Origin of the sequence: Clostridium gasigenes, from assembly GCF_900104115.1 — a bacterium.
Taxonomy (GTDB): Bacteria; Bacillota; Clostridia; order Clostridiales; family Clostridiaceae; genus Clostridium; species Clostridium gasigenes.
On record NZ_FNJM01000001.1, the window covers coordinates 910,254 to 924,832 of the forward strand.

Below are 14,579 nucleotides of genomic sequence, written 5' to 3' on the forward strand. Positions count from 1 at the left end.
ATTATTAGTTTCTTTTAAACAATAAATTTTTTAAAAACAAGTATTAATATATATCCCTAACTAAAAATATATATTAAACCCTTATTGTTCTAATACTGTTAGCCCTGATAAGATTTCCACAGAAAGAAATAAAATTAAAAAGGTACAACCTTCAATCTTATAATTGAAGGTTGTACCCACCAATAGTTAAACCTATAAATAATAACATAACTAAAAATTCCATATTAAACTTTTACCATTTGTTAAAGTTACCCTAATCTTTGACTTTAGATTATAAGTAATATATGCCTATTTTTTACTCTTATATACAGTATGAAGTAACGAATGGCTAATTATACTATTAGGTTCACCCAAGAATTCTTCATATAACTTTTTAATCATTGGATTTTCATGTGATTTTCTTACTTCATTACTTGAATCCTCATTATAGATAGCATTTATTCTTTTCTTTAAAACTTCTCTATTTGACTTTATTAAAGGTTGCCCACCACCGTTAACGCACCCACCAGGACATGCCATAACTTCTATAAAATCATATTTGCATTTTCCTAATCTTATTTCTTCCATGATTTCTCTTGCTTTTGCTAAAGAACTAATAGCTGCAACATTTATATCTCTTCCATTTATATTTACAGTAGCTTCTTTAATGTTATCTAATCCTCTAAGCATTTTAAAGTCTATAGTATCTAACGTACTTTCTGTTAAAACTTCATAAGCTGTTCTAAGAGCAGCCTCCATTACACCACCACTACTACCAAAAATAATAGCAGCACCTGTTGATTCTCCAAAAGGAGTATCAAACTCTTCATCCTTTATATTATTAAAATCTATTCCAGCTTCTTTTATCATCTTAGCTAGCTCCCGTGTAGTAATAACTATATCTACATCCCTAATCCCATTATTATTCATTTCTTCTCTCTTAGCTTCATATTTTTTTGCTATACAGGGCATTATTGAAACTACTACTAGATTCTCTTTCTTTACTTTTAGATATTTAGGTAAATATTCCTTAGCTATTGAACCAAACATTTGATGTGGGGATTTACAAGTTGATAATAAATTTATGCTTTCTTCATAATTTTGCTCTACAAAGTTTATCCAAGCTGGGCAACAACTTGTTAAAAGCGGCATATTTTCACCACTCTTAAATCTATTAACAAACTCATTAGACTCTTCCATTATAGTTAAATCTGCTGCAAAATTTGTATCATATACAGCATTAAATCCTAATGACTTTAGTGCACTAACAATTTTTTTTGTTGTAATAGAGCCTGGAGGCAGTCCGAATTCTTCCCCTAATGCAACTCTTACAGCTGGTGCAATTTCAGCAACCACACATTTATTTTCATCTTCAAGCAATGGCCATATTTCAGAGTAATTTTCAACTTCCATTAATGCTCCAGTAGGACAAACCGCAACACATTGTCCGCAATAAGTACATGCAGTATCAGTTATTGGCCTATTAAAAGAATTAGAAATATATGTTTTAATTCCTCTATTTATAGGAGTTAGTATATTTATATTTTGAACATCATTGCAAGCTGTTACGCACCTTCTACATAAAATACATTTATTCATATCTCTAACAATTGCAAAAGATGAATTATCTATTTTGCAACCTATATTTTCTCCGTCAAACCTATTTCTATCTACCCCCAGTTCTGCTGCAAGAGTTTGAAGTTCACAATTTAAATTTTTATTACATTTTAAGCAATCATTTGGATGAGTTGAAAGTAATAACTCAACAATAGTTTTTCTAGCTCTTATAACTCTAGTGGAGTTAGTCTTTATAAACATTCCATCGGTTACTTCAACAGCGCAGGCCGCTTGCAAAGATTTTCTTCCTTTAACCTCAACAACACAAACTCTGCAACTGCCTTTGCAATTTCTACTTTTCCCATCTATCATATGCATATGACAAAGAGTTGGAATATTAACACTTATTTTTTTAGCCGCTTCTAATATTGTGCTTCCATTTTCAACTTCTAATTTTCTATTATTAATTGTGATATTAGCCATATTATCACCTCCATTTTATTTAATTATTATTGCTTTTACTGGGCATTTATCTAAACATGTTCCACACTTAATACAATTACTACTATCTAATATATGTTTTTCTTTTATTCTACCAGTAATGCAATTGACTGGGCAATTTCTAGCACACTTAGTACAACCTATACACTTATCTGTAATTTCATAAGATAAAAGTTGTTTGCATACTCCAGCGCTGCAATGTTTATCTTCTATATGAGACTTATATTCATCCATAAAGTATTTCATAGTACTTAGTACTGGGTTAGGGGCTGAATCACCTAATCCACAAAGGGCAGTTTCTTTAATAACTTCACATAATTCTTTTATATTATTAAGATCATCATTAGTTCCTTCACCCTCTGTTATTTTATTTAATAATTCTAATATTTTTTTTGTTCCTATTCTACAAGGTGTACATTTACCACATGATTCATCCACAATAAAATCCAAATAAAACTTTGCAATATCAACCATACAGTTGTCTTCATCAATTACTATCATTCCACCTGATCCCATCATTGAACCTATTTCTGTTAAAGTATCATATTCAATTGGTATATCCAGTAAGGAAGTTGGAATACAACCTCCTGAAGGACCACCTGTTTGAACGCCCTTAAGCTTTCTATTATCTATTACTCCACCTCCAATATCATAAATAATTTCTTTCAAAGATATTCCCATGGGAACTTCTACAAGGCCTACATTATTTATTTTCCCTGCAAGCGAGAAAACTTTTGTCCCTGGAGAATCCTTTGTGCCTATAGATCTATACCATTTAGCTCCATTATTAATAATGGCAGTGATATTTGCAAATGTTTCTACATTGTTAACACAGGTAGGTTTATTCCAAAGACCTCTTTCACTAGTTCTTGGAGGCTTCATAGTAGGCTCACCCCTAAGACCTTCTATAGAATGTATAAGTGCTGTTGCCTCACCACAAACAAAGGCACCTGCCCCATATTTAATTTTTATATTAAAATTAAATCCCGTACCTAAAATATTTTGCCCAAGCAAACCCATATAATTAGCTTGTCTTATGGCAATCTCTAACCTTGAGATTGCCAAGGGATATTCTGCCCTTATATATATATATCCAATATCTGAACCAATAGCATAAGCACAAATAGCCATTGCTTCAAGCACACTATGAGGATCACCCTCTAATATAGACCTGTCCATAAAAGCTCCTGGATCGCCTTCATCCGCATTACATATAACATATTTTTTATCACTTTGACTTTTTAATGTAGCTCCCCATTTTATCCCTGTTGGGAAACCTCCACCACCTCTTCCTCTAAGCCCAGAATCTGTAATTTCTTGTATAACTTCTTCTTTAGTCATTTCCGTAAGAACCTTCCCAAGCGCTATATACCCTCCGGAACCTATTGTTTCTTCAATATTTTCTGGGTTAATAACCCCACAATTTCTTAAAGCTATCCTTTTTTGTCTTTTATAGAATGGAATTTCATCTCTAGTTTCTGATGATTTTTTAGTTTCAGGATTTGTATATAATAGTCTATCTATAATTTCCCCTTTTATAATATGCTTATTTATAATTTCTTCTGCATCTTCCTTAGTTACTTTTATATAGAATGTTTTATCAGGCAATATTTGAACAATTGGTCCTTGAGCACAAAATCCAAAACACCCAGTCATAACTACTTTTACTCTTTGCTTAAGATTTTTTTTCACTATTGCACTATTTAAAGCATCAATTATTTCATCGGAATTAGAAGCTTTGCACCCTGTGCCTCCACATACCATAATATGCTTTTCATTTTCAACTATATTAGGACTATTAGTAGGTTGATTTTTTCTCATTAAAATTATATCTTCATACTTACTTTTTAATAACAATAGACTTTTATAATCATATATTCTCTCCATTTGAATCATTACTCCTTAAATTCATTTAAAACTTTTTCTATTTCACTTGAATCAAATTTACCATATATTTTATTATTAATAGTGACTACGGGTGCAAGTCCACAGGCTCCTACACATCGCAAAGTATCTAATGTATATAATCCATCCGTAGTAGTTTCGCCATCATTAATATTAAGTCTTTTCTTAAAACCTTCTAATATATCTTTAGACCCTCTAACAAAACAAGCCGTACCTGTACATACACTAATTACATATTTACCTTTTGGCTCAATTGTAAAATATGAATAGAAAGTTATTACTCCATAAATCTTAGAAATAGGTATATTAAGTTTATTAGATATAAATTGTTGAACTTCCTCACCTAGGTATCCATAAATTTCTTGGGCTTTATGAAGAACTGCAATTAAGCAACCTTCACTATTTTTTTGTTGATTTATATACTCATCAAGAACTTTAAATTTTAAATAATCACTACATTTAGAACACAATTTACACACCTTCCCTTTAATTTAGTTAGGCATTGTAAAATAATAAAATTATTTTACAATGCCTTATTAATTATTTTCCATAAACACTTATTTAATCTATATGCTAATGCATGCTTATATTATCTTACTAATTTCATAATTTCTTTCACATATTTTCTTCTTCATTAACGACTATTGATTCCTCTTTATCTTTAGGTAAAATTAGATTTAAGGCTATAGCAACTATTGTAGTTACAACTACTGATGATCTCCCAAATATTGATATAAACCATGTTGGGAATAATGCTAATGAATCTGGAACTTGAACTATACCAACTCCTAAAGCTATTGCTAACCCTACTATTGCAGTATTTCTAGCAGTGAGTTTAACTGATGTAATCATTTTAATTCCTGTCATTGTAATAATTGCAAATACTGATATCGTAGCCCCTCCAAGTACACATTGAGGAATGCTTATTAATATTGATGAAAGTTTAGGTACTAGACCAGCTATTATAATAACAACTGAAGCAAATATGAACACGCTTCTATTTATAACCTTATTCATTGTTACTATACCAACATTTTGACTAAATGTTGCAGTTGGTAGACCTCCAAATAAAGAACCTATAATACTAGAAATACCATTACCAACTATTCCTCCTGATAATTCTATATCTGTAGGAACTCTATTCATTCCTCCTTCTGTAGTAGATGAAAGATCTCCTATTGCTTCAATAGAACTTACAATGTGCATTATAGACATAGATATAATTGCGGTTATATTAAAACTAATTCCAAAGTGCATAATTTTAGGTGTTTGTATCCAACCTGATGCTTGAACCTCTGAAAAAGAAACCATGCCAAGACATAAAGCAACAATATAACCAACAATAATCCCTACTAATATAGATGCAAGCTTTAGTTTTCCTTTAGTAAAGTAGTTTAAATATATTACTACTCCTAAAGTTATAAGCGCAACTGCCCAATTTTTAGGTGATCCAAAATTTGAATTTCCAACTCCACCAGCCATATAGTTAACAGCAACTGAATATAAAGATAATCCTATTGACACTATAACTGTCCCTGTAACTATTATTGGAAACAACTTAATTAAATGTTTAACAAATATACCAAATATAACAGCAACTATTCCCCCGACTATCTGTGCACCAAAAACTGTAGCAATATCAAATTCACCTACTATTGCCACCACTGTTGGTACATATATAAAACTTGCTCCCATTATTATTGGTAATCTTGATCCAATCCCCTTGAAAACAGGAATAAGTTGAATTAAGGTAGCTATACCTGCAAAAAATAATGATGATTGAACAAGTAATATTTTATCTTGTGAGTTTAATCCAGATGCACTTGCAACTATTATAGCCGGCGTAACGCATCCAACAATCATAGCTACAACATGTTGCAACCCTAATGGGATGACTTCTTTTAATGTTGGTTTACCTTCAAATTGAAAAAGTAAAGATTTCTGTTTTGACTCCATAAAAAATTCCCCCTCATATTGAAATACATATTTATTTATATGGTTACAACAATTCCTACTAGCACTCTAATAAGTAATACTCCTTTAAACCCATTATTTAAACTAAGATTAAATCAAATATTATTCTATTTTATATTTATATTTTCTTCTTTATTAATTACTATTGATTCCTCTTCATCTTTAGGCAAAATTAAATTTAAGGTTATAGCAACTATTGTTGTTACAACTATTGAAGATTTCCCAAATATTGATATAAACCACCCTGGGAATAATGCAAGCGCATCAGGAACTTGAACTATACCTACTCCTAAAGCAATTGATAATCCTACAATTGCTGTATTCCTAGCTGTAAGTTTAGTTGATGAAATCATCTTAACCCCAGTCATTGTAATAGCTGCAAATACTGATATTGTTGCTCCTCCAAGTACACATTGAGGAATACTTGTTAATATTGATGCAAACTTAGGCACTAATCCCGATATTATAATAACTACTGAAGCAAATGTAAATACACTTCTACTTATAACTTTATTCATAGTTACTATACCAACATTTTGACTAAATGTTGCAGTTGGCATACATCCAAAGAAAGAACCCATGATACTACTAATTCCATTACCAATTACTCCTCCTGAAAGTTCTTTATCTGTAGGAACCCTATTCATTGCACCACCTGTAGTAGCTGACATATCCCCTATTGCTTGAACAGAATTTACAATATGCATTATAACCATAGATATAATTGCTGTAGCATTAAAACTCATTCCAAAATGCATTAATTTTGGTGTTTGTATCCACCCAGATGCTTGGACATCTGTAAAAGAAACCATTCCAAGACATAAAGCAACTACATAACCAACAATGATCCCTACTAATATAGATGCAAGTTTTAATTTTCCATTAGTAAAATAGTTTAAATATATTACTACCCCTAAAGTTATAAATGCAACTAACCAATTTTTAGGTGATCCAAAAGTTGAGCTTCCAACTCCACCAGCTACATAGTTAATAGCAACTGAATATAAAGATAATCCTATTGAAAATATAACTGTCCCTGTTACAATTAACGGGAATAATTTAACTAACTTTTTAACAAATATCCCAAATATAATAGCAATTATTCCACCAACTACTTGTGCTCCAAAAATTGTTGAAATACTAAATTCACCAGCTATTGCCGTTAATGTTGGTACATATGCAAAACTTACTCCCATAATTATAGGAAGTCTTGATCCAATCCCCCTGAAGATAGGAAAAAGTTGAATTAAAGTGGCTATTCCTGCAAAAAATAAAGATGATTGAACAAGTAAAATTTTATCTTGTGGGCTTAATCCTGATACACCTGCCACTATTATAGCCGGAGTAACACATCCAATAATCATAGCTACAACATGTTGCAAGCCTAATGGAATGATTTCTTTTAATGTTGGTTTACCTTCAAATTGAAAAAGTAAAGATTTTTGTTTTGATTCCATAAAAAATTCCTCCTCATATTGGAATATATATATTTATACGTTTACAATAATTCCTACTTATACTCTAATAAGCAATATTTATGCCAATGTAAATCATTGAAAATGGTGTTTTTATCTATTTTGTCTTAACAATTAATAATTAAGAATCTTTTATATACTATAAAAAGGCAATAAATATCAAAATGATAAATAATTATCATTTTGATATTTCTTACCTTCTCCTTATTCTACCTTATTGTATCTTTATTTAAGTATTAATTTATATCTCAAATTTATCATTTTAATAATTAACTTAAATAATTAAGTCTTGTATATAATTAATCTTGGTAAAATAAATAACAAGTCAGAATTAATTTTATATTTTCTTATTATTATCATCTTAGATATCTTCAAAAAAATAACTCTTCATAATTTATTTTATGAAGAGTTATACTACTAAATTTTTATTGTATTTTTACTCTCATTCATTAATTGAACAATTAAGTACATATTTCCAACATCACCAACAAGTAATTTTTCATTTAGCCCATAGAAATCAAGGCATGTCCCACAACTTAGAATATTAACACCTTTTTCTTTCATGGACGTTAAGCTATCAATTACCTTTGAGCCTTGGCATGTTAACTTCGCTCCACTGTTTATAAAAATAAGATTTTCAGGAAGAATAACACTTTCAGATAATGAATAAATATAAGACTTCATTAGTAATTCCCCTAAATTTGAATCTCCATTACCTAACAAATTTGATGCAACTACAATTGTTAAATCCTTTGACTTATTATTCCCCTCCTCAATTTTTTCTTCAATAAATTCAACTGCAGGTTGTGGAGTTGAAAGACCTGTACAATTAATATTTTTCATACTACACCTCATCTTTTTATTTATTTTATGGCTCTTTAATCATTTATTTAGAGATATCTAATACTTCTACTGAATAATATTAATCCCATATTTTTTTCGAATCTCTCATTTAATTTATGATGAAAGCTAGAATTTTCACCATTTTCATCTGTTATAGTAACTAATGCAGCTTTTTCCCCTTTACTTATTCTATCATATATTTTAATCAATACAATGTCTTCCATTTAAAATACGCTTTCCGCTTTATTCCACTTCTTGTCAAATAATTATAAACCCTTTATATTTTTCATTATTAATACAGCTTCCAATACTCCTCCACCAATGCTTCTTGCCTTGTCTGAAATAGTATTATAATTTTCAAGTTCCTTTAATCTCGGATCTATATCCCCTATTTTAAGCCCTTTACATACATCTGTTCCATCTTTTATAATTCCCCTTAGAATTCCACTAATAGTTGCTAAAACATTTTCTTCACCTATAAGCGCTATCACTTGACCCTTTTCAACTATGTCTCCTATATTGCTAATATTTTTTATTACACCATCATTATTACTATATATTACTCTTTCCTTTGAATATCCACATATTTCTCCAGGTACGCCTGTGTTTTCCATTGCACTTCCTTCAAATATTAACTTACCTAAATTATGACCTCTCATAGTTTCAATAACAATATTAACATCTTTTCCAGCATTAAAACCAGGTCCTAAAGCAATTGTAATTGGGGCCATTTTTTTACATGTCCCCATATTCTTTTTAGCAAGTATTGCATCAATAACTATATTGGGTTTAATTTTATTTATTAGCTCACCGCTGCTATCTACGGCAATAGGTATAATTTTATTATCCCAATTCTTATTTATCTCATATTCATTTTTAGCTAAAGATGCCTTTATGCCTTCAACTGTAGTATTACCATTATATACTGCATCGCTAAAAGCAACATTTCTTCTTATAGCTGTAGGTTTATCAATTTCTAAAACTAAAACCTTAAATCCGCTTCTATAAAGTTTTTGAATTGTACCTGTTGCTATATCCCCTCCGCCTCTTACAACTATTATATCTTCCATCATATAAACTCAACTCCTAATATTTATGTATTTTAAATTTCTAGTAGGTTATTATAATCTTCCTTAGTGTCAATGTCCCAAAGAATAAACTCATTTTTTACACTAATAAGTTTTACACATGAATTATTTTCTTTTATAATATTTCTGCCCCCTACATCACCTTCTAGTTCTAGAAGTTTCTCTTTGAAATTTTCTGAAAATATTGTAGGAGTCCCTCTTTTATTATTATAATTTGGTACTATAATACAATCTTTATTATTATTAAATTCCTTCAATAGTAAATTTATAGTTTCAACATCAATAAGCGGCTGATCTCCTGTAAAAAAAGCGTATCCATCTGATTTTGGAGAATTCTTTATTCCAATATTAATAGATTTACTTTGTCCAAGTTGCCATTCATTATTATAAATAGCTCTAATATTTCTATCCTTACATATTTTAAGAACTTCTTCATTATTATATACAACTAAAATGCTTTTAAAATCACAACTAGTTACTTTATCCAAGACATTTTCTATTATAGTTTTACCTTTATATGATAATAAAAGTTTATTTTTCCCCATTCTTTTACTTTGCCCAGAGGCCATTATTATAGCACTTACCATTATTGCCCTCCCTTAAGAGTCTCCAAATAAATAACTAGTTATTTTATAATCTCAAATTTCATATTTTTTAAACTTCCAAATATAATCTTATCTATGATGTTATTTTTTTCATTACTCTCTTTAATACTTTTTAATAAAAATAAAGAATCTTTATATTCCTTATGACTATCAATCTTATTAATAAATAATATTTTTTCACCTTTAGCCCTTTTAAACAATCCATCTTTATTAAATATTACAGATAAAATATTTTCTTCATTAACTTCTTCACCCGGCTTAGTATTAGTAATTTTATTAAACTCTTTTACCCTATGCACATTACACTCATTAATTTCTTTACCTAAAATATCTATGCTAATTATACCAATAGTTTTATTAGTTTTATTACAAACTATTGGTTCATTAGGTTTCCACCCTTTTATAGATTTCCGCTTCGAACCATCAGCTTCAATAATACTATAGTCAAAATATTTAAATTTAGCTTCTAAATCTTCTGGTTTAACCCCAACTAATTTATTATCATCATTAATAAAAGTTCCATAAGCATATATTCCTTTTAAACAAGAATTTTTCAACTTACTAAAACTTTCATTTCCTAAAGCTAAAAAATCAACTTCATCCTTTTTCGGCTTATATATTTTAGTAGTTGTGGTTACTAAAACCTTATTTTCATTTTTAAGTTCTTTTGCTAATAAATACATTAGCGTAGTTTTTCCCCCTGATCCAATTATAGAAATTACAGAACCCACCCTTAGCTCTAAAACTTTATTTAACTCCATAAAATATCACTTCTTCTCTATATTTTTTTCTAAATTATAAAATATTAATCTCTAATAATTAAATTTATTTTCCATATATTTTTAGATAGATGAAATAGGGATATTATCTTAATTAATATCCCTATTGTATATTATCTATACCAATGTAGACTCAACTAAATCTGAATTTAAAATAGATTTTTTAGTAGCGTTAAATATCTTTTGATACCCTGTACAACGGCATAAATTACCTGATATTTCTCTTTTTATTTCTTCATCAGTATACTTTTCTCCACTATCAACTAAAGCTGTAGTAGTAAGTACAAATCCTGGTGTGCAAAAACCACATTGTACTGCCCCTTCATCTATATAAGCTTGTTGAACCTTAGAAAGTTTACCATTCTTCTCTAACCCTTCTACTGTTACAATGTTTTTTCCATCTGCCCAAACTGCCATATATATACAAGAATCAATAGGAGTTCCATCAATTAAAACTGTGCACGCCCCACATTCTCCAGCACAACAACCAAATTTTACCCCTGTAAATTGTAATCTATTTCTTAAAACTTCTAATAATGATTCTCTAATATCTACTTCTAATACATAGGATTTATTATTTACATTTATAGAAATCTTTTTCATGCTATCTGTATTCATCTTACTGTACATCCCCTTTATTTATAATTTCTTTAATAGCTCGTACTGTTAACACCTTTATAAGATGTTCTCTAAAATCTTTTGATGCCCTCCATGAATTTCTGGCTTTTGTAGATTTCATTGTTTCTTTTGCTATAGATTCTATATTTTCTTCATTTATTTCTATTCCTTTAGCATAATTTTCTGCTTCTATACATCTTATAGGCGTTGGTGCTGCTACTCCTAATGCAATCCTTAAATCCTTAAATTTATTATCTTCTTCTATTAAAACCACAGCTACTCCTATCATTGCAATATCCATAGCTTTTCTATTACTAAATTTTATATAATGCCCCTTTGTATTTTCATAACTTTTCTTTTCTATTATTATCTTAGTTAAAATCTCATCCTTTTTTAAATCAACTTTTCCTGGCCCTAAATAAAATTCATTTATTGGTATAATTCTTTCACCATTACTATTTTGTAGCTTTAATTTAGCATTTAATGCGTATAATGTTGAAGCACTATCTGCTGAAACTGCACCATTACATATATTGCCTCCAATAGTTGCCATATTTCTTACTTGTGGCCCACCCATTGATACTGCTGCTTCCCCTAAAATACTAATATTATCTGTAATTATTTGATTTCTGAATATTTTTCTAAAAGAAGTCATAGCTCCTATTTCTATATCTTTATTTTCTAAAATCTTTATTTCATCTAAGCCTTCTATTTTTCTTAAGCTTATAAGTTCTACATTTTCAATATTTCTGTGATGTAATCTTATTAGCACATCTGTGCCTCCAGCTATAATCTTTAAAGAAGTATTTTTATTTAACATATCCAAAGCTTCATTAAGAGTTTCTGGTTCTACTATTCCTTTTATATCAAACATTCTCTTTCTCTCCTTCATACACGAGTCCAGATTCTTTAATTTTTTCAAATACTGATTGTGGATTCATTGGAATTTTATTAAATCCTATTCCTATTGCATCTAGCACTGCATTTCTTATTGCCGGTGCTGGTGATACTGTTGTATTTTCTCCAAGAGATTTTTGTCCAAAACTTCCTGCTGGTTCATACTTTTCAATAAATGCTGAATTAATAGTAGGTGTATCCATTATAGTTTGCAACTTATAATCTAAAAGATTGTCATTTAATAATCTTCCTGTTTTTTCATCGAAAAGCATTTGTTCTGATAATGCATATCCAAGTCCCATACTTACTCCACCATCAACTTGACCCTCAGCTAGCTTATGATTCATAATAATACCAGAATCATGAACGTTATATATTTCTAAAACCTCTATTTCTCCTGTTTTTATATCAACTTCAACTTCTGCATATGTAACTCCATATGCTATTGCATTCATTCTAACATTTGCAGATGTATCACTAGTAATAGGACAACATTTTATTCTATCATAATAAGATTCCATTGCTATATCTTCTAAAGAACAAATTCTTCTCCCTAACCTCTTTTCAATAATTTCACAGTTTACAATATCTAGTTCATCTTTATTTAAACCACAATTATTACTTGCAAATGTAAGCACTTTATCTCTTACTTCCATTGCTGCTTTTTTCACAACTGCTCCTGCTACAAATGTTTGTCTTGATGCATAAGATCCAGTATCAAAAGGTGTTATATCTGTGTCATGTGTTTCTATAACATGTACCATATCTATAGGTAAACCTATACATTCAGCTGCCATTTGACCAAATACTGTATCACTTCCCTGTCCTATTTCTGTAGCACCAATTTGTAATTGAATAGATCCATCTTGATTCATTACTATTCTTGCCCCTGCGGTCTCAAGTGCAACTGGATGTGTCCCACTAAAATAACTAAAGCAAGCCATTCCAACTCCTCTTCTTTTATCTCCCTTTTGATTTTTATATTTTCTCTTTTTTTCATCCCATTTTATTAGTTCCTTACCTTTATCTATACATTCTGGCAGAACAAATGACCTTACTACATTTTTGCTTAATGGGTCTACATAGCCCTCTTTTATTAAGTTTGCTTTTCTAAATTCTATTGGATCAATATTAAGTTCTCTTGCTATATCATCTAAATGACTTTCTAAAGCAAAGCACATTTGTGGTGCTCCATATCCTCTCATAGCTCCTGCAACTGGTAAGTTTGTATATACAGTCGTAGGTGAGTATTTTATTGAATTAAAATTATATAATGGTCTAAATTTCCCACCTGCGCTCATAGCTACTGAATGACCATGAGATGCATAAGCTCCATTATTAACTAAATTCTCAATATCTAATCCTAATAACTTTCCATCTTTAGAAACTGCAGTATTAAATTTTATTTTCATTCCATGCCTAGTTCTTGTATCTATAAAGCACTCTTCTCTACTTAATGCATATCTTACTGGTTTACCATGAGCCGCCAGTGACATAGCTGCAACTAAAGGTTCTATTACAACATCTTGCTTATTTCCAAAACCTCCGCCAACACAAGGCTTTATTACTCTAATATTTCCCCAGGACATTCCAAGAGCTTGACCTACAATTCTTCTTACTATATGTGGAATTTGTGTTGATGATATAATAACTATTCTTCCATTACTATCTACATAAGAATATGCAGTATGATTTTCCATATGGCAATGTTGAACTATGCTAGTTTCATAAACTCCTTTAAATATCTTGTGAGCATTTTTCATATCATCTTCAATTTTTCCAGTTTCTGATCCAAATGTACTTAAAATATTATTAGGTCTTTCTTCATGTATTATTGGTGCATATTCTTTTATTGCATCTTCTGCCTTTAATATGTGTGGTAAGACCTCATACTCTACTTCAATTAATTTAAGTGCTTTCTCTGCTATTAATTCATCACTTGCAACTACTGCTGCAATAGCATCTCCAACAAATCTTGCTTTATCAGTTAAAATTAATCTATCATCAATATCCCTATGACTTGGATCTAATGACCACGGATGTCCTGCTGTTGCAAACTTTATTTTGGGTAAATCCTTATAAGTTATTACAGCTTCCACTCCTTCTAAAGCTAATGCCTTAGTAGTATCAATATTTTTTACTATAGCATGTGCATAAGGGCTTCTTAGAACTTTTCCTATTAGCATATCTCGTTCAAAAAAATCATCTGTGTACTTTGCCCTGCCAGTTACCTTTTCAACTCCATCAAGTCTATTTACATTTTTACCAACTACTTCAAATGTCATTTTGCACCTCCATCATATTTTCACTAACCCACCCTTTAAGATTATTAAAAATCTTATCTACTATTTTAAACCA

Annotated in this window: 13 protein-coding genes; all 13 read right to left on the minus strand. The window is 30.0% G+C overall.

What is annotated here, in order from left to right:
• Positions 1 to 288 precede the first annotated feature (288 nt).
• The gene (locus tag BLS77_RS04430) at positions 289 to 2,019 is read right to left on the minus strand and encodes an NADH-dependent [FeFe] hydrogenase, group A6 (protein ID WP_089966243.1); all 1,731 of its coding nucleotides are present in this window, start codon (positions 2,017 to 2,019) and stop codon (positions 289 to 291) included.
• Positions 2,020 to 2,034: 15 nt separating this feature from the next.
• Entirely contained in the window at positions 2,035 to 3,924 is a 1,890-nt protein-coding gene (locus BLS77_RS04435; protein WP_089966246.1) for an NADH-quinone oxidoreductase subunit NuoF, read from the minus strand.
• A gap of 8 nt (positions 3,925 to 3,932) precedes the next feature.
• Complete coding sequence (locus tag BLS77_RS04440) at positions 3,933 to 4,412, minus strand: NADH-quinone oxidoreductase subunit NuoE family protein (protein WP_089966248.1); 480 nt, start codon at positions 4,410 to 4,412, stop codon at positions 3,933 to 3,935.
• A gap of 145 nt (positions 4,413 to 4,557) precedes the next feature.
• Entirely contained in the window at positions 4,558 to 5,898 is a 1,341-nt protein-coding gene (locus BLS77_RS04445; protein WP_089966250.1) for a uracil-xanthine permease family protein, read from the minus strand.
• 125 nt (positions 5,899 to 6,023) lie between these two features.
• Complete coding sequence (locus BLS77_RS04450) at positions 6,024 to 7,373, minus strand: uracil-xanthine permease family protein (RefSeq protein WP_089966252.1); 1,350 nt, start codon at positions 7,371 to 7,373, stop codon at positions 6,024 to 6,026.
• Between the two features lie 435 nt (positions 7,374 to 7,808).
• Positions 7,809 to 8,234, minus strand: coding sequence for a sulfurtransferase-like selenium metabolism protein YedF (gene yedF / locus BLS77_RS04455; RefSeq protein WP_089966254.1), 426 nt, complete (start codon positions 8,232 to 8,234; stop codon positions 7,809 to 7,811).
• Between the two features lie 47 nt (positions 8,235 to 8,281).
• Positions 8,282 to 8,458, minus strand: a complete 177-nt coding sequence (locus BLS77_RS19725; protein ID WP_175490764.1) for a hypothetical protein — start codon at positions 8,456 to 8,458, stop codon at positions 8,282 to 8,284.
• A 42-nt stretch (positions 8,459 to 8,500) separates the two neighbouring features.
• A complete protein-coding gene (gene yqeB / locus BLS77_RS04460) occupies positions 8,501 to 9,307 on the minus strand; it encodes a selenium-dependent molybdenum cofactor biosynthesis protein YqeB (protein ID WP_089966256.1) in 807 nt (268 codons plus the stop codon).
• Positions 9,308 to 9,336: 29 nt separating this feature from the next.
• A complete protein-coding gene (mocA, locus tag BLS77_RS04465; RefSeq protein ID WP_089966258.1) occupies positions 9,337 to 9,909 on the minus strand; it encodes a molybdenum cofactor cytidylyltransferase in 573 nt (190 codons plus the stop codon).
• 38 nt (positions 9,910 to 9,947) lie between these two features.
• Positions 9,948 to 10,688: a selenium cofactor biosynthesis protein YqeC gene (gene yqeC, locus BLS77_RS04470; protein WP_089966260.1), complete on the minus strand. Its 741-nt coding sequence runs from the start codon at positions 10,686 to 10,688 to the stop codon at positions 9,948 to 9,950.
• Positions 10,689 to 10,823: 135 nt separating this feature from the next.
• Entirely contained in the window at positions 10,824 to 11,324 is a 501-nt protein-coding gene (xdhC, locus tag BLS77_RS04475) for a xanthine dehydrogenase subunit XdhC (protein ID WP_089966262.1), read from the minus strand.
• Between the two features lies 1 nt (position 11,325).
• A complete protein-coding gene (gene xdhB, locus BLS77_RS04480; protein ID WP_089966264.1) occupies positions 11,326 to 12,198 on the minus strand; it encodes a xanthine dehydrogenase FAD-binding subunit XdhB in 873 nt (290 codons plus the stop codon).
• Positions 12,191 to 14,506 (minus strand): xanthine dehydrogenase molybdenum-binding subunit XdhA, encoded by a 2,316-nt coding sequence (xdhA, locus tag BLS77_RS04485; RefSeq protein WP_089966267.1) that lies wholly within the window; start codon positions 14,504 to 14,506, stop codon positions 12,191 to 12,193. The genes xdhB and xdhA overlap by 8 nt, the downstream gene beginning before the upstream one ends.
• Between the last annotated feature and the right edge of the window lie 73 nt (positions 14,507 to 14,579).